This is a genomic window from Elizabethkingia argenteiflava (assembly GCF_009904105.1).
Lineage (GTDB): Bacteria > Bacteroidota > Bacteroidia > Flavobacteriales > Weeksellaceae > Elizabethkingia > Elizabethkingia argenteiflava.
In genome coordinates this window covers 12,762-33,301 of the sequence record NZ_JAAABJ010000685.1, presented here as the reverse complement: position 1 = coordinate 33,301, position 20,540 = coordinate 12,762, and the positions used below count along the sequence as shown (strand labels likewise).

Below are 20,540 nucleotides of genomic sequence, written 5' to 3'. Positions count from 1 at the left end.
TTTAGGCCTAAATTAATCTGCTTTATACTCAATTTGCTCTAATACATATTTTTTAAACTGATCCCCTCTATCTTCATAGCTCGTGAATAAATCAAAACTTGAACAACAAGGTGCTAATAGTACAGTATCTCCTGATTGTGCTATATTTTTGCATAATCTAACACACTCCTCCATACTGGAAGTTTCAAAAATAAGATCTTTTTTATTCTGAAAAAATTGAACGATTTTTTCGTTATCTAGTCCCAGACATACAATAGCGCGCACTTTTTTCTTAACTAAACTTTCAATTTCAGCATAGTCATTTCCTTTATCTACTCCTCCAACAATCCATATGGCGGGATATTTAACGCTCTCTAATGCGTAATAAGCTGCGTTTACATTCGTGGCCTTACTGTCGTTAATATATTTTACACCATCGATAACGGCTACTTGCTCCAACCTATGGGGAACCGCCTGAAAGGTCATTAGGCTATTCCGAATACTCTCGTTGCTAATATTCAATAGTTTGCCTGCAATACTTGCTGCCAAGCTATTGGCTACATTATGATTTCCCACCAGTGAAAGATCCGAGACCTTCATCCTGAATTGTTCCTTTAATTTGACCACCAACTCATTCCCTACAGAATAGCCTCCCTGCTCTTGTCTTTCTTTCATAGAGAAAGGTAGCATCTTCGCATTAATCTCCAGAGACTGAAGTAGTCTTTGGCTCATTTCGTCATCTTTATTGTAAATAAAGTAATCATCGTTTTCCTGATTCTCAGCAATTCTGAACTTGGCAAGGGCATATTCCTCATAATTATAATTATACTGATCCAGATGATCCTGTGAGAGGTTTAGTAATAAACTAATATAAGGTCTGAAATTCTGGATATCATCTAACTGAAAACTACTGACTTCCAAAACATAATAATCGTAATTTTCAGTGGCTACCTGGTAAGCGAAACTCCTGCCTATATTCCCCCCTAACCCTACATTATATCCATCGTTTTTCAAGATATGATAGATGAGTGAGGTGGTGGTAGTTTTACCATTGCTCCCAGTAACGGCTATAATCTTGGCTTCAGTAAAATGGTAGGCGAATTCCAATTCAGAAGAAAGCCTTATGCCCCTTTGATTAATCTTTCCTACAATTTCTGCTTTCTTGGGGATCCCAGGACTTTTAATGACCCAATCAGCCGCTAATATTCTGTCTTCATCATGATTTTCCTCCTCAAAATCAATAGCGTGATCCTGAAGTATTTTTTTATATTGATCTCTAATGGATCCTCGATCGGATAGAAAAACATCCAATCCTTTTTTCTTAGCCAGAAATGCGGCACCTACTCCGCTTTCCCCTCCACCTAAGACAACAATATTCATCTTTTTGTTTTGGAGTTTCTTATGCTCTTCCATTTTATCTTACTTTCAAGGTGATTAAACAAATAACCGCTAACATAATACCTATAATCATAAATCTATTTACGATTTTAGATTCATGATATAATTTTTTCTGATAGTGATGGTGTAGTGGAGACATCAAGAAAATTCTCCTTCCTTCACCATACTTCTTTTTAGTATATTTAAAATACACTACTTGAATCATTACCGATAGGTTTTCGATCAGGAAAATTCCACAAAGAACAGGTATTAATAATTCTTTTCTAAGGATAATAGCCAATACTGCAATTACCCCACCCAACATGAGACTTCCCGTATCTCCCATAAAAACCTGAGCTGGATAAGTATTGTACCAAAAAAAACCTATCACCGCTCCCACCATGGCTATAGCGAAAATAGTGGCTTCTCCCATATTGGGAAGGAACATAATATTAAGATAGTCGGCAAAGATAATGTTCCCGGATAAGTAGGCAAAGAAAGATAACGCCATCAGGATAATGACGCTTGTTCCCGCAGCTAATCCATCTATACCGTCCGTAATATTGGCTCCATTGGACACGGCTGTTACAATAAATATAACGATGGGGATAAACACTACCCATGCCCATTCGCTTGCACGGCCTTCATCCATCCAAAAAAGGACTCTGCTGTAATCAAATTCATTATTTTTGGCAAAAGGAACTGTAGAAACTACCGCCTTTTCGGGATTTGCAAAGTTTTTTTCGATATTTATTCTGCTCTCGGCTGCTGCATTCGCATATTTGCGCTGCACCGTAATATCCACATGAAAATACATGACAATTCCTACAATAAGACCTAGCCCTACTTGGCCAATAATCTTAAAAACACCCCTAAGCCCATCTTTATTTTTCTTAATTTTTTTGAGATAATCATCCAAAAAACCAATTGCTCCCATCCATAACATGGAAACAATAAGCAATATTATATAGATATTGTCTACGCGCGTAAATAATAAAACCGGGACGATAGTGGCCAAAATAATAATAAGACCTCCCATGGTGGGGGTGCCTTCTTTCTGTTTCTGACCTTCCAATCCCAAATCTCTTACCTGTTCTCCCATTTGGCCTGCTCGTAAGAAGGCGATCACCCTCTTCCCATAAATCATAGCGATGCTAAGAGACATTAATATAGAGACCCCTGCTCGGAATGATATATACTTTAGCAAATTCATTCCCGGGACATGAATTCCATGCGCAACTAAGTATTCATAAATATAATATAACATATTTATTATTTTCCCATTATAGTTAATAATTCGTGAATTGTTTGTTTATCGTCGAAGTGATGTTTAACCCCCTTTATTTCTTGGTAATCTTCATGTCCCTTACCCGCTATCAATACAATATCTCCGGCTTCAGCAAATTTTATAGCCATTTTTATCGCTTCTTTTCTATCCGCTACCGCTATATATTTACTATAATTTTGCGGCTTAACACCTCTCTCAATGTCTTTAATAATTTCTAAAGCATCTTCTGTTCGGGGGTTATCGGATGTAATAATCGTCAGGGTTGAATTCTGAGTAGCGATATCCCCCATATCGGGTCTTTTGGCGTGATCTCTATCACCTCCACACCCAAATACAGAGATCAATCTTTCATTTTTAGTGCGGATATCATTAATGGTGTTTAATACATTTTCTAAAGCGTCCGGAGTATGGGCATAGTCCACTACGAAAAATATACCGGTTCGGGATTTAAGGGTTTCAAACCGTCCCTTTACTCTTTTTAATACACTTATGGCTTTTAATATTTCGCTATCTTGTACGCCTAGTTCGGAGGCAATAGCAAAAACTAACAACAAATTATAGACATTAAATTTCCCCGTAAGACTGGTCCAAAACTCAATTCCGTTAAAATTAAGCAACATACCATCAAAATCCGCTTCTAGTATTTTCCCGTGATAATCTGCTAAGGTTTTTAGCGCATAAGTTTTTTTCTGAGCTTTGGTATTTTGCAATATTATTTTCCCATTTTTATCATCCAGATTGGTGATTGCAATGGCGTTAGCCGGAAGATGATCAAAATAAGATTTTTTAACATTGAGGTAATCTAAGAAAGTTTTGTGATAATCTAAATGATCGTGTGTAATGTTAGTGAATCCTGCAATTTTAAATTGTAAACCTTGCGTTCTATGCTGATGTATACCGTGTGAGCTAATTTCCATGAAAACATAATCGCAGGCTTCATAAACCGCTTCTGCGATAAGTTTATTAATGAGAACCACATCCGGCGTGGTATGGGTAGAAGGGATAATTTTATCTCCAATACGATTTTCTACGGTAGAAATTAGCGCACATTTGTATCCTAGCTGGGTAAAAACATCAAATAACAAAGTCGTTGTAGAAGTCTTTCCATTGGTTCCCGTAACCCCTATTAAGTTCAATTTGGAGGAAGGGTTCCCATAAAAATTACTGGCAAGTTGCCCTAGCTCTATAGCGGTATTCTTGACCTGAATATAAGTAACCTCCTCCCTTAGGATCTGAGGAAAAGTTTCACATACTATGACACGTGCTCCATTCTGAATGGCAGCATTTATAAACTCATGTCCATCTGCTAGTGTTCCCCTTATGGCAACATACATGGATTCCTCAACTACTTTACGGGAATCGAAGACCAGCTTTTTTATCTGCTGGGATAATTTTCCTTGTATCTTTACAACTGATATGCTATGTAATATTTCCTCTAATAACATTTATTTCTGAAGGCTTAAATAAATTTTCTGATTTTGACTAATCTTTGTCCCTTCGGCAGGGAATTGCTCTAAAACTTTTCCAGCTCCTTTATACTCTACGCGATACCCCAAGTTTTCTAGCTCTGGCACAACATTTCGACCCATCAACCCCACTAATTTTGGCATGCGATTATTATTAATATTTACTTTTCTGGTAGGCTCTATCATTCTACTCATATCGACTTTCCTATTGACCAGCATTTCTTTATTAATGTTTAGGGGTTTTTTCAAAAATACTTTTCCTGCAATCTCCTTAAATGCAGGAGCAGCGACCTTAGCTCCATAAAAACCTTTAGCATTTTCAGGTTGATTAATCACTACACTACAAGTATATTGAGGCTTATCAGCTGGGAAAAAACCAGCAAAAGATGAAGCGTACTTCATGGGTCCTGGTTTCCAGTACTCAAAGCGGGCCGTTCCGGTTTTCCCTGCAATTTTGAGGTTAGGGGTATAAATACTTTTGGCCGTTCCTTTTTCTACCGCTTTGGTGAGAGAGTGCGTCATCATAGTGATGGCTTTTCCTGAGGCCATTTTGCGTACCATCACCTCCGGAGCAGCTTCGTAGATTACCTTGCCCTCTTTCATTATTTTATCAATAAATAGCGGTTTTAGCATTTCTCCCCCATTGGCTATGCCATTGTAAAAGGTGGTGAGCTGTAGCTGATTAATATTTACACTATAGCCGTATGCAATAGAAGCCAAGGTAGCTTTGTTCCATCTTTTATAGGCTGGGGTCAATATTTTAGGAGCCGTAATACCGGGTAACTCACAATCCATCTTATCAAAGAGTTTCCACTTTTTAAGGTGATCAAAAAATATTTTAGGACTACTGGCATAGTGGGAGGTGATCACCTTAGCAGCTCCAATATTACTGGATTGGGCTAGAATATCACTGATATCATAAACCCCTCCAGCATGACTATCAGTAATTCGCTGCCCTGCATAAGTCCATTCTATCCCGCCTATATTTACCTTGGTTTTTTCATCTACAAATCCATCTTCCATAGCGGCCAATAATGATACCGGCTTAAAGATAGAACCTGGTTCTATGGCATCTTTTATTGCATAATTATAGGCATCGACATATAATCCCGGCGCTGTCCTACGAAGGTTAACCATGGCCCTCACTTTTCCTGTTTGTGCCTCCATCACTACGGCACTACCATGATCGGCATTAAAAGCGATCAGTTGTTTTTCTAAAGCAGAATGGGCTATGTCCTGTATGCGTAGATCCAGGGTGGTATATACATCCTTCCCATTTACAGGCTCTTTTACTTTCCAATAGTCTATAGGTTTCCATTGGCTAGAGTTGATTCGCTGCTCTAAACGGGTGCCATCGGTACCCGTCAGGTATTTACTAAAAGCACCTTCGAATCCAGATTTAACCCCATCCCTATCCATTCCGATGGTCCCTGCTCCAATCTGGGCTGTAGCGATATCCCTACGGTATTCACGCTCTACAATGAACCCCCCTTTATTTTTTCCTTTATTAAAAATGGGGAATCTACGAATCCTATCATATTCATCGAAGTCTAAACCCTTAACCAATAGATAATATTGATTTTCTTTTTTTTTCTGATGATCTAAGCGCTGTCGGAAATAAGACACAGGCTTTCCAAACATACGACTCAACGAATCTGTTAACGCGTTTACGTGATTTCCATAAATCGTATCCCGCATAGTTTTGAAGTCCAGATACACATCATACCTCATCACGGTAGTAGCTAAAATAGACCCATCAGAAGCAAAAAGATTACCTCTGGCTGCTTTTAAAGTGGCTTCGCGATAATTTTTACTAATAATGGTATCTTTGAGCTCCTCAACATTGGTGTTCTGTAAAATGATAATCCGCGCAATAAATACAATAAAAACCACCAGGGCTACACCCACAAAGGCATATCCCCAAAAGAGCATTTCGCTTCTTTTTTGATTGTATTCACTCCCTTTTCTTACCATTAATTGCATCCATTTTTATCAAGAGTTTGGTCGGATGACTTTCCAAAGTCATCAATGAATCTCTCTCCATTTCTTTACTCAGTTCAGATTCCATTTTAATATGGATAAGCCGACTCTGTGCATAAGCATTTCTGGATTTATACTCCTCACTCTGCTCCTTTAAAGCATTTACGATCTCAATTTTCTGATTTACCAAATGATTAGAATAAATCATAATCATCATGAGCACAAAAATCAGAATAAAATATTTATAATGCTCTTTCACTTCTTCCCTATTAAGAAAATTCCCCTTCACAAGATCTATAAAGGTTAGTTTTTTCCTTTTTCGGGCTACTGAAGCTTTTTTGGACATTCAGTCGTATTTTAAAATGTTATAATTTAATTCCTATCCTCAGTTTTGCGCTCCTGGCGCGAGGATTTTCTACTACTTCATCCTGCATTGGAACTATAGCCTTGCTCTTGACCAATTCAAAAGATCGGTTATAATGACCATAAATATCTCTTTGAGGTTCCCCTTCAAACATTCCATTTTTAAGAAAGCGCTTCACCAGTCTGTCCTCTAGCGAATGGTATGAAATCACAACCAGTCTGCCGCCAGGCTGTAGTACTTCATAGGCTTGCTGCAACATTTCTTTTAACACTTCAAGCTCCTGATTTACCTCTATTCTTATCGCTTGGAAAATCTGCGCGAAATATTTATTACTCTTATGTACTGGAATGTAGGAAAAAACTTTTTTTAAATCTTCTGTGGTTTCAATCACTTTATTTTTCCGGAACATTACCAACTCTCGAGCGAGCTTACGAGCTTCACGCAATTCCCCATAGAGATAAAAAACATCTGCTAGTTGAGATTCTTCATATTCATTGACCACTTTCTTAGCATCCAGCCCCTGCATAACGTTCATTCGCATATCCAGCGGACCTTCTGTCCGAATAGAGAAACCTCTGTCTGCGTCATCGAACTGATGAGAGGAAACGCCTAAGTCTGCTAAAACCCCCTGCACCTTCTGCACCCCATGCATCAGGAGACTGTTTTTCAGAAAGCGAAAATTTTGGTTTATTAATACAAACCTTTCATCTTCAATTACATTACTGAGCGCATCAAGATCTTGATCAAAAGAAAATAAGCGCCCTTTCTGCGAAAGCCTTGAGAGAATTTCTCGGGAATGTCCCCCTCCTCCAAATGTACAATCCACATAAACTCCGTCCTGGTCTGTAATAAGACCTCCTACGCTTTCATCTAATAATACAGGGTTATGATACATCTTCAGTGTTTATAGTTCCCATTACTTCCTCAGCCAACACCCCAAAGTCAACGTGTTGTGCTGAAATTACCTGTTCATACATATCTTTATTCCAAATCTCAAAAAGCTCTCCGGCACTGGTGATCACCACTTCTTTTTTTAAACTAGCAAACTGCACTAAATCTTTAGAGACCTGGAGTCTCCCCACATTATCTATTTCTACAGTTTTCACGCCGGCCGTAAACATTCTAATGAAATCTGCATTTTTTTTTATAAAACGATTAAGAGCATTAATTTTTTGCATTAATTTATCCCAACCGCTCATAGGGTACACTTCTAGGCAAGGCTGAAATACCGATCGTTTTATAACAAACGGCTGATCTGCAAAATTCTTCATCTGCTTCACAAGCGAAGTAGGCACTTTTAAGCGCCCTTTATCGTCTATCTTGCACTCATATGTCCCAATGAAATGACTCATTTGAAACAAAAATATATAAATATTTCCACTTTTTACCACATTATACCACTATTTTGTTTATTGTGGATAACTTTTACCTCTAACCTCAATACTGCTATGAACTGATAAGGGTAATATTTTGATTTATAGAAAATTATAACTTATGGGAAATTTATTTATAAAAACATCATCCGTTTAATATTAAAATTTTGTAATTTATAAGCATATTTAATTAACTTTCTACTCCGGCAAGACTTGATTTTTTCGTACTTTTGCGGGGTTTAGGCTATTAAGCGTTATGATTTTTAAAAGAAAAAAAGAAAAGAAATTTACCTATATAGAATCAGGAAAAGGACAACCTATGGTTTTATTACATGGATTAATGGGAAATTTGAGCAATTTTGAAGAAATGAAAACTTATTTTTCAAAACTAGATTTCAATATTTTTATACCTCAACTTCCTATTTATGACTTTCCGGTTCTCAATACTAATTTGACGAGTATTTCTAAATATGTGATCACTTTCATCGAGGAACATATTGCAAGCCCAGTAACCCTTGTGGGCAACTCTATGGGAGGTCATGTGGGCTTGATTACAGCCCTAGCCCGCCCAGATCTGATTAAAAATTTAGTGCTAACGGGAAGCTCTGGTCTATATGAGCGTAGCTTTGGTGATTCATTTCCTCGAAAAAGCGACAAATCCTATATTAAACGGAAAACGCAAGAGGTATTTTATAACCCCGACATAGCTACAGATGAACTTGTTGATGAAGTTTTCGCAGTAGTGAATGATAGAATGAAAGGCATAAAAACAGTAATCCTAGCCAGAAGTGCAATGAAACACAATATGCAAAGCGAACTGCCCAATATTACTTGCCCTACCTGTATTATATGGGGAAAACAAGATAGTGTTACGCCTCCGGAAGTGGCAGAAGAAATGCATAAAAAAATACCGAATTCAGATCTTTTCTGGATAGATCAGTGCGGGCATGCCGCAATGATGGAAAAACCTAAGGAATTTAACGATATATTGTACCACTGGATAAAGGATAAAATCTAATGCTAATTAAATCGGTAGAATTTATAAAAAGTAGTAGTAAGTGGCAGGAATCTCCTGATCCTCAATTTCCGGAATACGCTTTTATCGGAAGGTCGAACGTGGGAAAGTCCTCTCTTATCAATGCGATAATGAATCGCAAAAATTTAGCAAAAATCTCTCAAACCCCAGGAAAGACTCAACTGATCAATCACTTTTTGGTAAACGAAAGCTGGTATCTTACTGATCTTCCTGGCTATGGTTATGCCAAGGTTTCTAAATCCTTACGAAAAAGTTTTGAAAAACTGATTACCAATTATATACTGAACCGGAAAAATCTGGTAAACCTTTTCGTTTTGGTAGATATCAGGCATTCTCCTCAAAGCATAGATATGGAATTTATGCAATGGTGCAGTGAATCTGGAATCCCTTTTGCGCTTGTTTTTACTAAATCGGATAAACTAAAGCCCAAGGCTATTGAAAACAAAATAAATATCTATAGAGAAGAATTGCTAAACTTTTGGGAAGAAGCCCCTTTATCTTTTGTCACTTCAGCAGAAAAGAAAGAAGGGGGAGATCTGATTCTCGATTTTATAGAAGAAACGAATAAAATCCTTAAAGAAAATAAGGTCCAATTTTAATGCCAAAAAATTCATCAATTAAATGAGTCCGATATATTTCAACATCAGGGATTGAATATTCAATATCATAGGAGATTTCTCTGTCTAAAGAGTTTACCCATTAGACAGAGAGATATGTTCAAATAATATCACACTCTTTTTATTTCAACCACCCTTTGTCTCCGAAATATTTTTTAAATTTCCGTATTTTTGGCCCCACTACAGTGCTGCAATAAGGTTGGTGTGGATTATTTTTATAATATTCTTGGTGATAAACCTCGGCTGGCCAAAACTTTTCAAAAGGGAGGAGCTGGGTAACATATTCCCCTTTCCATTCCTTTTTTAGTTGGGAGATTTCCAAGGCTTTTTCGGTTTGTATTTTTTGCTCCTGATCACTATAAAAAACCACAGAGCGATATTGTGTGCCAATATCATTCCCTTGGCGGTTAAGCTGTGTAGGATCGTGCAAAAATAAAAAGACTTCCATAATCTGCAAATAACTGATCACATTAGGATCGTATTTAAGATGTACCACCTCCGCATGGCCTGTACCCCCACTGCATACCTCTTCATAAGTAGGGTTTTCTTTACCTCCTCCTGCATAACCAGAAACAACTGATAATACACCTTTTAACATATAAAAACAAGCCTCGACACACCAAAAACACCCTCCTCCGAGAGTGGCATATGCTATTTTATTTTCCATTTTGCATGATTATATTTCTTTTAATCTATTCTTTCTCAATCAAAGTTAAAAAATAAAGTCAACATATAAAGATGAAGTTTTGTTTCAAAAGCTTATACCAGGGAATCTATTTAGATGTCGTATTTGCTCTCATTAAAAAAGCCAGCCAAGTCCCCTTAGCCGGCTCTCAAGTAAAGTAAAAAAATCAAACCGTAATATGAATTTACATACTAACTTTCTGTGAATGGGTGTTCTTTTATTTGAAAATTCAAGGTAATTTATCTATCATTTGCTAAAAATATTGCTCCCGTTAGTTTGCAAAGCAAACTTGAAAGTATAATATCCGGAATCCTTGGACTCGTCCGGAATGTTGGCAGGAGCACCTTTATAATAGCTCATAATTTGTATTTTCGCATATTTGCCATCTCCGGTTTTAATGACTATAATATTACCGGGAATAGGATGTATCGTATGTTTAGTCATATTATACGTATACCAACCATTGCCTGATCCGGTTGTTATAGCGAGATCGTTTTCTGCATTATCCACTTTAAACGTTTTATCATCGGGTGCAGATTTTATATCTTCGAAGCTACCTTTTACAATTGTCGCAGCTCCTTTTCCCTTTCTGATTTTACCTCCATTAATGATAATTTTAGTTGTACTAAAACCAATATCCCACTTATCCGTGTTTTTGTCCTCAGCTTTAATTACTTTATTTTCCCTCAGGCTGTATAAGGTGAATTTAGCTTGATCTGTAGCATTGACATCCTTAACCTCCTGAACCTTAATCGAAGTCGATGCTTGTCCTTTTTCTGTGACTAAACCACTATCTCTATCATCGCTGGAACATGATGCTAAACAAAATAGCATAATTGCGGTAGCTGTAGTAATAAATATTGTTTTCATATGTTAATGTATTAATAAATTATTTTAAAGTTTATCCATAATATTCTCCCAGCATATTCAGGATTATATTGTATATTTTTAAAATTCAATAAATTATCCGACCCTATACTAAGATGGTAATGTGTCGCTATTTTTTTTCCTAGCACTGTATTTAAGATAAAATAGCTAGGTGCCAATTCTGATTTATTATTGATAATGCCATTACCATCCTTATCTGCAAAACCATATTGTCCTCGGTACAGGCCCCTAATGTTAAAGAACCAGCCCTTTTTATCTTCATAGAACAATTTAGCATTGAAACTATGCTTGCTCCTACCCTGAATCCCAAAATAATCCCGTGACTTCAAACGAATTACGTTTCCATGATCATTGATTCCAAAAACTTCACCTGCTTTTATTCTATTTTGTATATCTTTATCTTTAGCCTCCAAATACTGATAGCCTCCCACTAAGGTGAAACTTCTGGAGAGCTTTACCCACAGCTCAGTTTCCACGCCCTGTGTAAAAACTTTTGCGAAATTCTGATAAGAAAAAACATTTTGACCATTATTTTTCCGAGCAATGGGAAGGGTTTGAATAAGGTTTTGAATATCATTCCGAAAAGCATTCACTTTCAAGGTGGTTCCGCGGATGGGTGTCATGTTAGCTCCCACATTATAGGACCATGAACTTTCTGGTTCTAATACCCCAATTTTTGAAGGAGATACTAAAATTTGTGCAATTAATCCCTGTTTCTGCATTTTTTCCAACTGTAATGCTACTTCCTGTGTCCCTAATACGGAATAACCTATTAGGCTATTGGTAAAGTTTAGGTATAATTGCCTGAAATCTGGAGCTTTAAACCCTCTCCCTATTGAGGCCTGTAGGTTTAGGAATTTAGAGACCCCTATTTCAGTTGCCAACTTAGGATTAAATTGGGGTCCAAAAATACTGTTATCATCATAACGAAATCCGGCTAAAATTTTCCAAGACTTCATGGGAGTATAAGCCAACTGCCCTAAAGCATAAAGTTGGTGGGAAGTTTTTTTGTTGTTATAACGACTCGCTTCTATTTGCTGTTGAACAATCCCCATACCTAAAGTGCTTTTCCACCGCTTATTCCATCTGATGTCTGTAAAACTTTCTACTTTATTATAATGCTCTCTGAAGAAAGTTTCGTCCACTAACTGACCGCTATTCACAAATTTATACTGAGAGTCATTATTGGATGCCGACATATAAAGTCCTAACCTGGAAGTTACTTTATCGTTAGGACGCCAGGTGGCTTGCGGAATAATATTATAATCTTGATTCTTGGAATAGCCATCAACTTTCCCCCCTTGAATCAGCATTTTACCTCCTAAATTTTCATAATAATAACGCGTATATAAACCGAGTTCCCAGTGGGAATTAGGCTTGAAATTAATATTCGTGGAGTAGGTATAGTTTTCAAAAGGATTAACCGTCTGTCCATATTGATCAGCATCCGGATTTAGTTTATAACCTGCAGAGCTGTAACGGTTAGCTGATAAATTCAAGGATATTTTTTTCCGATGGATATTAATCCCCCCTCCTATATCTACAGTTGTATAGCTTCCATAGCGTACATTGAGATCACTTGCATCTCGAAGAGGCGTTTCGGTAATAATATTGATCACTCCCGCTAAGGCATCAGAACCATATAAAGCTGAGCTAGGTCCTTTTATGATCTCTATCCTCTTGATGTTATGTACCGTAATACGAGATAGATCCAGTGTCCCCGCTGTCCTACCCACCAAGGGTTGACCATTTATTAATATTAAACTGTACTCACCCGTCATTCCCTGTACTTGTACACCTGCCCCATGATTGGGAATGATTACCAATCCTGTTTGTTCTGCCAAAATATCACTTAATCGAACGCTACCGGATTGTTGTATTTGCTTCTTCTCAATTATTTTTATAGGAATAGGCACTTCCTTAGCCTTCTGTTCGAAGGTACTTGCAGATATAACGACCTCCTCAATCTCTCTGTCCTTCAACTGTTGTCCCTCCAGCATCAAAGCTCCCATAAGAGCTAGCAAACTAACAGTGCTCTTTATCATCAATTATTTTATTTTACACAAAGTTAATTTTATTTATTCTAAATAGAAATATGAAAAGAATCATATTTTCCTTTAGCTAGGTTTTAAATAGTTTTACAGTGGAAAAATTCCATCTTATTGATTAAAACTATATAATGATAAAGGAATATGATGACTGGACAGTTTGAGACCTTAATCAACAGGTCTAACTAAATTCAGAAAAAGACAAAAGAAATCTTCAGTAAACTATTATATTCTATCTATGCTGAAACAGAAGCCAGAACTTACAGTTCTGGCTTCGTCCATTTTATTCAATATAAAATTAAGTGATGAAGAGCCTATATTTATCCGTAAATAAATTCTATTTTGTAAAAAGATATTGTTCCCAACAAATCCCCCTTCATAAAAAGAGTTAGGAGTTCTTTGCAAAGATCTATCTGAAAGCACTCACTTTTTTTTCTTATGGGTACGTCCCCACCACACTAAAAAACCAGTAATAGGCAAGGAAGTACAGACCAATCCGGTAATAAACCATAGGATTTTACTAAAAAGCCCCCAATAGGCTCCGGTGTGAATATCGTAATTGGCATGCGCATATCTCTGGGAGAGGTTGAGCTGCTGGTAGGGTTTATTCAACAATAATTCCCCCGAATTTTTATCGAAAACCATTTGGTTACGATCCCCCACTTTTCCAGATTTTTCATAGATTACAATCGGTATATTGTCGAGCTGATGTCCTTTTCTATCTTTTCCGTTGAGAGGCATCCTAAATCTGGAAGAATGGGGATAATGTTCTCGGACTTCTTGAATACTGCTATCAAAAACCGAAATATTTGATGGAGAGAAGGTAATGGCAGATTTTATTTTTTTTTCTTTCGGTAAATATCGCGCTCCTGATGAGATTAGGTTAAAGGTATTTTTTACATAAGGAAAAGCAAAATAAATTCCGCTTAAACTGATGATCAGGGCTAAAAATGAAGTATAAAATCCTAACACGCGATGGAGATCATAGTTTTTGCGCTTCCAAGTCTTTACATTTTTCCAATCTAATACGAAACCCTTTTTCCATGATTTTTTATTATGTGGCCACCACAAAACCAAACCGCTAATCAACATGAAAATAAAAATAACCACTGGAATACCTACCACATATTTCCCCCAACCGGAATTTAACAGAAAACTCCAATGTATATACCTCATCAAGGTGAAAAAATCATATTTTTCATCATACACCCCTAACAACTTCCCTGTATATTGATTCACATATACCGATTTATTGATTTTAAACTCTTCAAAATAATTCCAGGCTTTTTTGTTTTTTTCGAGATATGAAAATTTATAAGCTTTATTTTTATCCAATGCTATCTCAACGGAACTAATGGGATATTGATCGCCTAGAGACCTCTCCACTATCCTGGATAGAGCATCAATTGACATAGGTTGCTCTGCTAGCGTTTCTGGCTTTAGCTGGATTGCATGTTTGCGAAGCAGGCCTTGCACCTCATCCTTAAATATATACAATGTTCCGGTAAGAGCCACTATAAAAACACATATCCCTACAGATAAACCGAACCATAGATGTAGTTTACCCATATATTTTTTGAAAAAGAAATTTTTATTTTTATGCCGGTTATTTTTTTCAATCATTCTTAAAAAGTTAAATAAATAAGTTTTACTCTATTGCCCCTTAAAACTTGTATTCTATTGATATTCTATAGTTTCTGGGTGCTTCAAACTGATAAGAATATCCCCCCCTTTTTGCTACCATCTAACAGCCTAAATATGATAGGGCTTCCGCTATATAGATATCGGCCAAATACATTAAATACATTCAAGTTTATTCTAAATTTAGGATTTTCCCAAGAGATGCCTGTATCGAACTTTACATAATCATTCATCTTTTGGCTCCCCTCAAAGGCTCCCCATACCCAAGTGCTCCTACCGGATAGATAAGTACCTCCAAATCAAATTCCGAAACCAGCAAAATGACCATCCAGAAAAGTATAGTTCAACCATGCATTAGCAGCGTGTTTTGCATATCCTGGAACTAAATCCCCTTTTTTATGTAAAGCTGTTGTTTCTATAAATTTATTTTCGGTAAAAGCATAGTTCAAAATGACATTGAATCCTTTAAGAACTTCACCTTTAAGATCAAATTCGGTTCCCTGAACCCTTGTTTTACCTAACAGAATAGCATATTTATTATTGACATTATTAGAACTTGGATCTGCGGCTATCGCATTGTGCTTGGTAATACTGTATAGGGATAAGCTGGTATTCCATTTTCCGGACAGCCAATCTTTCTTTATTCCAAATTCTACGTTATTTGCGGTCAATGGTTTTGCGGTACTCCCATCTCTAAACAAGCCTGCCTGAGGAACAAAAGACTGATCGTATAAGGTGTATAGAGATAGGTTCTCATTGATAGAATAGCTAAGACCTATTCTGGGGTTGATCTTATTCGCATGCGATTTTACTCCATAATTATTTTCTTTCACACTGGTATACCGAGCGGCAAGGGTAAGCCTCAAAGCATCCTCAAAGAAACCCAATTCATCTTGTAGAGAAACTCCTGTATAATGCTGCTCAGTAATACCCGATGGCGAAGCTCTTTCCAAAAGGGGTTGATCTCGATTAAATTTGGGATAGCCCCTTTTGGGCCCTTGATAAGAACCCGCATTCATATCGAAAGGATTTTCTTCAGTATCCAATTCGAAAGTCTGCCCCCAATCGGCGATATACTTTTTAGACCCTAAATCTAAACCGGCTAATATCTTGTGGGACATCGCACCTTCTTTTATCCATCCGTTTAGGAAAACCTGTCCAAATTTCATGTTATTTTGTGAATCCCATAGCGATAAATTCCTTATTATTTTATTTTCTGACACGAATTGATTAATCCAAATATCACTTCCCAAGGTAGATTCATCCACATAGGTGAGTTGATTAGTCAATTTCCAATGCTCGTTAAATTTATGTTGTAAATTAATATTGATCATGTGGCTTTCTACTTTTGTAGGGTCTATTCCCGGATCAGAAACAGTATAGCCCACAGGTTTATCAGCATAACCTTTTAGACTAAATATATAGGCTGAGCCTAATTCGGACATTTTTGCACGCTGATAAATATACTCTGCAGTCATACTGGTTTTATCTGAAAAGTTGAATTTAAAGGAGGGGTTAATAATATATCTATCATTAAATTCATAATCTCTAAAACTTTTTTTATTTGCAGCCATTATATTTAATCTAAAAGCAACTTTTTCATTGAGTTTTGTATCGATGTCCACCTCTCCTCTATAGGTACTAAAACTTCCCAACATCATTCTAGCTATTCCATTCAGTACCCCACCAGTAGGTTTTTTGGTGACGATATTATACATACCCCCAGATTCACCATTTGACATTAAAAACCCAGCAGGCCCTTTAATAATTTCTATATGATCTACAAAACTCATGTCTTCGCTTAAAGGTCCAAAATTGGAAGTCACATTCACACCGTTTAGGAAAGATCCTGCCCTAGATCCTCTCATCGTAAATCTCGTATACAAATCACTCCAATGCTCTATTCGTTGAGCTCCGGATATATTGCGAAGCACTCCATCGCTGATACTGGTTACTTGTTGATCTTCCAGGGCTCTTCGGGTAACGATGGAAATATTCTGAGGTATTTTAATCAGCTCTTCATCTAATCGCATAGAGGATGAGCCTCTTTTTTTTATATACTTTTTATAATACTTCCCTTTTAGAACAACCTCCTGTATATTATTATTAGAAGTAATCGAATCATTTTTTTGTGAAAACACAGAAATAAAACTCAATATTGCAAGGCATCCAATTACTTTTTTCATCGTAAAAATTTTTGCAAATATATTATTTATATTAATTCTAAATAGGTGTATTTCCTATTAAATTTTCCTTCCTTATGAGCAATATAAATGAGTTTTATCAAGACAAACAATCCCGCGAGCTGAGGCTCGCGGGATTGTTCATTTTTTATTGATGCAGATTATCAAGCCGGAATCTCTCCTTTATAAAGGAAGGAAACAATGGATTTATTAATCTTATCTATCATTTCACTAAATAGATAAAAAGATTCTTGCTTATAAATTACTAAAGGGTCCTTCTGCTCATATACAGCTCCCTGTGAAGATCTTCTTAAATCATCCATCTCACGGAGATGATTTTTCCAATTTTCATCGATAATCGCTAATGAAATATTTTTTTCAAAATCTAAGATAAGAGATTCACATCGGGTTTCATAGGCTTTTTGTAGATCCGTAACAATCGTTAATGTTCGGTGCCCATCACTAAAAGGAACTTGAATCATCTTAAACATATTCCCCTGATTTTTATATACATTCTCAATAATAGGGAAAGATTTTTCCTTTAATATCTCCAACTTTTGCGTATAATCCTCAACGGCGGTTTTATAGAGTTCTTCTACTAAAGCCTGAGCCTGCTTACTTTTAAATTCAGACTCAGAAATAGGAGACTCCATGGTAAAGTTTTTGATAATCTCGAATTCAAAGTCTTTGAAATTATTATCTGCCTTAGTTTGGTTAACAATAGAGCCTGCCGTTTCATATATCATATTCATGATATCAAATTTGAGATGTTGCCCGAATAAAGCGTTTTTTCTTCTTTTATAAATAACATCACGCTGTTTATTCATCACATCATCGTACTCTAACAATCTTTTACGGATACCAAAATTATTCTCTTCCACTTTTTTCTGCGCCCTCTCAATGGAACGGGTAATCATGGAATGTTGGATCACATCTCCCTCTTTATGCCCCATTTTATCCATCATTTTGGCAATACGTTCGGAGCCAAAAAGACGCATAAGATTATCTTCTAAAGAAACATAAAATTGGGAACTACCCGGATCTCCCTGACGTCCTGCACGTCCTCTTAGCTGTCGGTCTACCCGTCTCGAATCATGTCTCTCGGTACCGATAATAGCCAAACCACCAGCCTCTTTCACCTCGGGACTTAATTTGATATCCGTTCCCCTTCCCGCCATATTCGTAGCAATAGTAACCACTCCTGGCTGCCCAGCTTCGGCCACAATATCAGCTTCTTTTTTATGAAGCTTGGCATTTAATACCTGATGAGGAATCTTTCTCAATTGAAGAGCTTTGGAAAGCAATTGGGAAATTTCCACCGAAGTAGTCCCCACTAAAACAGGTCTGCCCACGGCGGTGAGTTTTTCTATTTCTTCAATTACAGCATTGTATTTTTCACGATTGGTCTTGTATACCAAATCATGTTTATCCGTTCTTTGAATAGGCTTATTGGTAGGAATAACCACTACATCCAATTTATAGATCTCCCAAAGTTCTCCGGCCTCTGTTTCTGCGGTTCCTGTCATCCCCGCAAGTTTGTTGTACATCCGGAAATAATTTTGCAGGGTAATGGTTGCAAACGTCTGAGTTGCGGCTTCAATCTTCACATTTTCCTTTGCTTCTATAGCCTGATGAAGACCGTCGGAGTAACGCCTTCCCTCCATAATACGGCCTGTCTGCTCATCTACAATCTTAACCTCCCCATCAATTACCACATATTCATCGTCTTTTTCAAATAAAGAGTAAGCTTTCAGCAACTGATTTAAAGTATGTACCCGATCAGATTTAACAGCAAAGTCACGGTATAATTCTTCCTTAGCTGAAAATTCTTCCTCTTTAGGAAGATTTTTTTTCTCCAGTTCTGCTATTTCGGTGGCTATATCTGGAAGAACGAAAAAAGATGCATCTGAATTGCCTTGAGACATATAATCGACGCCTTTATCGGTAAGGTCTACTTGATTGTTTTTTTCGTCGATGACAAAGTACAAATCCTGATCAACCTTTGGCATCTCCCGGTTGTTATCGGCCATATATTGAGCCTCTGTTTTTTGTAAGAGGGCTCTATTTCCTTCCTCGGAAAGGAACTTTATAAGTTGTCTATTTTTAGGTAAACCTCTATAGGCTTGGAGCAGCTTAAAACCTCCTTCTTTTTTATTTCCAGCTGCAATTAATTTTTTAGCTTCATTAAAAATACCCGTAATGGTTTTCTTTTGCACTGCTACAATACGATCAATACTAGGCTTTAATAAATCAAATTCTTGGCGATCTCCCTGAGGAACAGGACCTGAAATGATTAATGGCGTCCTGGCATCATCTACCAATACGGAATCGACTTCATCCACAATCGCGTAATTAAGTTCTCTTTGAACCAATTCTTCTGGATTATTGGCCATATTGTCCCGTAGATAGTCAAAACCAAACTCGTTATTGGTACCATAGGTAATATCGGACTTATAAGCCCTTCTTCTTCCTTCTGAGTTAGGCTGATGCTTATCAATACAGTCTACAGAGAGTCCATGAAACTCAAAAATAGGGGCCATCCATGCTGAATCTCGTTTGGCAAGATAATCGTTTACGGTAACCACGTGTACTCCACGGCCCGTAAGCGCATTCAAAAATACAGGTAGCGTACCGACCAGTGTCTTACCTTCACCTGTTGCCATCTCGGCGATTTTTCCCTGATGAAGCACAGCCCCCCCTATAAACTGAACATCGTAATGTACCATATCCCATTTAATGGGTGTACCGGCGGCATTCCATTCATTTTTCCAAATGGCCTGATCCCCCTCAATCACCACAAAATCTTTAATTCCGGCCAATTCGTGATCTCTATCGTTTGCTTTTACTCGAATTTCTCCGTTAGTAGCCCACCTTTTGGCAGTTTCTTTTAATAAGGCAAAGGCCTGAGGTAAAAGCTCTGCAAGGATCTTTTCTTCTTGCTGGTAGGCTTGTTTATTAAGCTCACTGATCTGGGTATATAGCGCCTCTTTTTCATCAACATTTTCTGTTGATTCAATTTTGGCCTGCAAAGTCTCTATCTGCTGACGAACGCTGGCTGTAACCTGTTGAATCTTTTGTTGAAACTCTTTGGTCTTTTCTCTTAGCCCCTCATCGGAAAGTTCTCCAATGCCAGGTTCTACTTTTTTAATTTTTTCTAATATTTTTTTTACTTCTTTGAGGTCTTTTTCATTTTTATTTCCCAAAAAACCCTTTAGAATAGTGTCTAAAAAACCCATATATTGTGATTGCTTTAAGTCTCTGAATTTACAAAGACATGATGACGCTGAAAAAGCGTGTTGTTATGATTATTAAAAAGCTTTAAGCAATATGCTTAAAGCTTACTCTTGCTTTTTATTAATATTCATCTTCATTCCAAAGGAAATCTTCTTCGGTCGGATAATCGGACCAAACTTCCTCGATACTCTCGTAAATCTCACCTTCATCTTCAATCGCCTGAAGGTTTTCTACAACCTCCATAGGTGCGCCAGTTCTAATTGCATAATCAATTAATTCTGCTTTTGTCATTGGCCATGGTGCATCACTAAGATAAGAAGCTAATTCTAATGTCCAGTACATATTGTTGATTTTTTTGCAAATGTAAAAAATTAGGTGGGA

General features: G+C 37.1%; 16 protein-coding genes. 2 read left to right on the top strand and 14 right to left on the bottom strand.

Features of this window, described 5'->3' with window-relative positions; translation table 11 throughout:
- Positions 1-12 precede the first annotated feature (12 nt).
- The 7 genes from murD to mraZ are packed head-to-tail and all read right to left on the bottom strand — an operon-like array spanning position 13 to position 7,806.
- Positions 13-1,359, bottom strand: coding sequence for a UDP-N-acetylmuramoyl-L-alanine--D-glutamate ligase (gene murD, locus GNY06_RS13295; RefSeq protein WP_176590038.1), 1,347 nt, complete (start codon positions 1,357-1,359; stop codon positions 13-15).
- Positions 1,360-1,393: 34 nt separating this feature from the next.
- Positions 1,394-2,623, bottom strand: coding sequence for a phospho-N-acetylmuramoyl-pentapeptide-transferase (gene mraY, locus GNY06_RS13290; RefSeq protein WP_166520532.1), 1,230 nt, complete (start codon positions 2,621-2,623; stop codon positions 1,394-1,396).
- A 5-nt stretch (positions 2,624-2,628) separates the two neighbouring features.
- Positions 2,629-4,089 (bottom strand): UDP-N-acetylmuramoyl-L-alanyl-D-glutamate--2,6-diaminopimelate ligase, encoded by a 1,461-nt coding sequence (locus tag GNY06_RS13285; RefSeq protein ID WP_166520531.1) that lies wholly within the window; start codon positions 4,087-4,089, stop codon positions 2,629-2,631.
- Positions 4,090-6,084 (bottom strand): penicillin-binding transpeptidase domain-containing protein, encoded by a 1,995-nt coding sequence (locus tag GNY06_RS13280; protein ID WP_166520546.1) that lies wholly within the window; start codon positions 6,082-6,084, stop codon positions 4,090-4,092.
- Positions 6,065-6,436 carry an FtsL-like putative cell division protein gene (locus GNY06_RS13275; RefSeq protein ID WP_166520530.1) on the bottom strand — a complete coding sequence of 124 codons (372 nt, stop codon included), beginning with the start codon at positions 6,434-6,436 and terminating at the stop codon, positions 6,065-6,067. Before GNY06_RS13275 ends, GNY06_RS13280 begins: the two co-directional genes overlap by 20 nt.
- 19 nt (positions 6,437-6,455) lie before the next feature.
- Complete coding sequence (gene rsmH, locus GNY06_RS13270; protein ID WP_166520529.1) at positions 6,456-7,349, bottom strand: 16S rRNA (cytosine(1402)-N(4))-methyltransferase RsmH; 894 nt, start codon at positions 7,347-7,349, stop codon at positions 6,456-6,458.
- The gene (gene mraZ / locus GNY06_RS13265) at positions 7,339-7,806 is read right to left on the bottom strand and encodes a division/cell wall cluster transcriptional repressor MraZ (RefSeq protein WP_166520528.1); all 468 of its coding nucleotides are present in this window, start codon (positions 7,804-7,806) and stop codon (positions 7,339-7,341) included. Before mraZ ends, rsmH begins: the two co-directional genes overlap by 11 nt.
- 277 nt (positions 7,807-8,083) lie before the next feature.
- Between mraZ and GNY06_RS13260 the strand changes: the two genes are divergently transcribed.
- Positions 8,084-8,845 carry an alpha/beta fold hydrolase gene (locus GNY06_RS13260; protein ID WP_166520527.1) on the top strand — a complete coding sequence of 254 codons (762 nt, stop codon included), beginning with the start codon at positions 8,084-8,086 and terminating at the stop codon, positions 8,843-8,845.
- Positions 8,845-9,462 carry a ribosome biogenesis GTP-binding protein YihA/YsxC gene (yihA, locus tag GNY06_RS13255; protein WP_166520526.1) on the top strand — a complete coding sequence of 206 codons (618 nt, stop codon included), beginning with the start codon at positions 8,845-8,847 and terminating at the stop codon, positions 9,460-9,462. Before GNY06_RS13260 ends, yihA begins: the two co-directional genes overlap by 1 nt.
- A gap of 139 nt (positions 9,463-9,601) precedes the next feature.
- Here the strand turns inward: yihA and msrA are convergent, their stop codons facing one another.
- The 7 genes from msrA to GNY06_RS13220 all read right to left on the bottom strand — a co-directional run bounded on the left by msrA (position 9,602) and on the right by GNY06_RS13220 (position 20,501).
- Positions 9,602-10,147, bottom strand: a complete 546-nt coding sequence (gene msrA, locus GNY06_RS13250) for a peptide-methionine (S)-S-oxide reductase MsrA (RefSeq protein WP_166520525.1) — start codon at positions 10,145-10,147, stop codon at positions 9,602-9,604.
- Positions 10,148-10,411: 264 nt separating this feature from the next.
- Positions 10,412-11,035 (bottom strand): HmuY family protein, encoded by a 624-nt coding sequence (locus tag GNY06_RS13245; RefSeq protein WP_166520524.1) that lies wholly within the window; start codon positions 11,033-11,035, stop codon positions 10,412-10,414.
- A gap of 11 nt (positions 11,036-11,046) precedes the next feature.
- Positions 11,047-13,098: a TonB-dependent receptor plug domain-containing protein gene (locus GNY06_RS13240; protein WP_166520523.1), complete on the bottom strand. Its 2,052-nt coding sequence runs from the start codon at positions 13,096-13,098 to the stop codon at positions 11,047-11,049.
- A 426-nt stretch (positions 13,099-13,524) separates the two neighbouring features.
- Complete coding sequence (locus tag GNY06_RS13235; RefSeq protein ID WP_176590037.1) at positions 13,525-14,724, bottom strand: PepSY-associated TM helix domain-containing protein; 1,200 nt, start codon at positions 14,722-14,724, stop codon at positions 13,525-13,527.
- 317 nt (positions 14,725-15,041) lie between these two features.
- The gene (locus GNY06_RS13230; RefSeq protein WP_166520522.1) at positions 15,042-16,928 is read right to left on the bottom strand and encodes a TonB-dependent siderophore receptor; all 1,887 of its coding nucleotides are present in this window, start codon (positions 16,926-16,928) and stop codon (positions 15,042-15,044) included.
- Between the two features lie 161 nt (positions 16,929-17,089).
- Positions 17,090-20,161 carry a preprotein translocase subunit SecA gene (gene secA / locus GNY06_RS13225; RefSeq protein ID WP_166520521.1) on the bottom strand — a complete coding sequence of 1,024 codons (3,072 nt, stop codon included), beginning with the start codon at positions 20,159-20,161 and terminating at the stop codon, positions 17,090-17,092.
- Positions 20,162-20,279: 118 nt separating this feature from the next.
- Positions 20,280-20,501 (bottom strand): DUF2795 domain-containing protein, encoded by a 222-nt coding sequence (locus GNY06_RS13220; protein ID WP_073180054.1) that lies wholly within the window; start codon positions 20,499-20,501, stop codon positions 20,280-20,282.
- Positions 20,502-20,540: the final 39 nt, after the last annotated feature.

What these genes read in the sequence shown, in the direction of transcription:
- rsmH (WP_166520529.1), bottom strand. Translation starts at nt 7,349, where the DNA reads ATGTATCATAACCCTGTATTATTAGATGAAAGCGTAGGAGGTCTTATT.
- GNY06_RS13275 (WP_166520530.1), bottom strand. Translation starts at nt 6,436, where the DNA reads ATGTCCAAAAAAGCTTCAGTAGCCCGAAAAAGGAAAAAACTAACCTTT.
- msrA (WP_166520525.1), bottom strand. Translation starts at nt 10,147, where the DNA reads ATGGAAAATAAAATAGCATATGCCACTCTCGGAGGAGGGTGTTTTTGG.
- GNY06_RS13285 (WP_166520531.1), bottom strand. Translation starts at nt 4,089, where the DNA reads ATGTTATTAGAGGAAATATTACATAGCATATCAGTTGTAAAGATACAA.
- mraY (WP_166520532.1), bottom strand. Translation starts at nt 2,623, where the DNA reads ATGTTATATTATATTTATGAATACTTAGTTGCGCATGGAATTCATGTC.
- GNY06_RS13260 (WP_166520527.1), top strand. Translation starts at nt 8,084, where the DNA reads ATGATTTTTAAAAGAAAAAAAGAAAAGAAATTTACCTATATAGAATCA.
- secA (WP_166520521.1), bottom strand. Translation starts at nt 20,161, where the DNA reads ATGGGTTTTTTAGACACTATTCTAAAGGGTTTTTTGGGAAATAAAAAT.
- yihA (WP_166520526.1), top strand. Translation starts at nt 8,845, where the DNA reads ATGCTAATTAAATCGGTAGAATTTATAAAAAGTAGTAGTAAGTGGCAG.
- GNY06_RS13245 (WP_166520524.1), bottom strand. Translation starts at nt 11,035, where the DNA reads ATGAAAACAATATTTATTACTACAGCTACCGCAATTATGCTATTTTGT.
- mraZ (WP_166520528.1), bottom strand. Translation starts at nt 7,806, where the DNA reads ATGAGTCATTTCATTGGGACATATGAGTGCAAGATAGACGATAAAGGG.
- GNY06_RS13240 (WP_166520523.1), bottom strand. Translation starts at nt 13,098, where the DNA reads ATGATAAAGAGCACTGTTAGTTTGCTAGCTCTTATGGGAGCTTTGATG.
- murD (WP_176590038.1), bottom strand. Translation starts at nt 1,359, where the DNA reads ATGAATATTGTTGTCTTAGGTGGAGGGGAAAGCGGAGTAGGTGCCGCA.
- GNY06_RS13230 (WP_166520522.1), bottom strand. Translation starts at nt 16,928, where the DNA reads ATGAAAAAAGTAATTGGATGCCTTGCAATATTGAGTTTTATTTCTGTG.
- GNY06_RS13220 (WP_073180054.1), bottom strand. Translation starts at nt 20,501, where the DNA reads ATGTACTGGACATTAGAATTAGCTTCTTATCTTAGTGATGCACCATGG.
- GNY06_RS13280 (WP_166520546.1), bottom strand. Translation starts at nt 6,084, where the DNA reads ATGGTAAGAAAAGGGAGTGAATACAATCAAAAAAGAAGCGAAATGCTC.
- GNY06_RS13235 (WP_176590037.1), bottom strand. Translation starts at nt 14,724, where the DNA reads ATGATTGAAAAAAATAACCGGCATAAAAATAAAAATTTCTTTTTCAAA.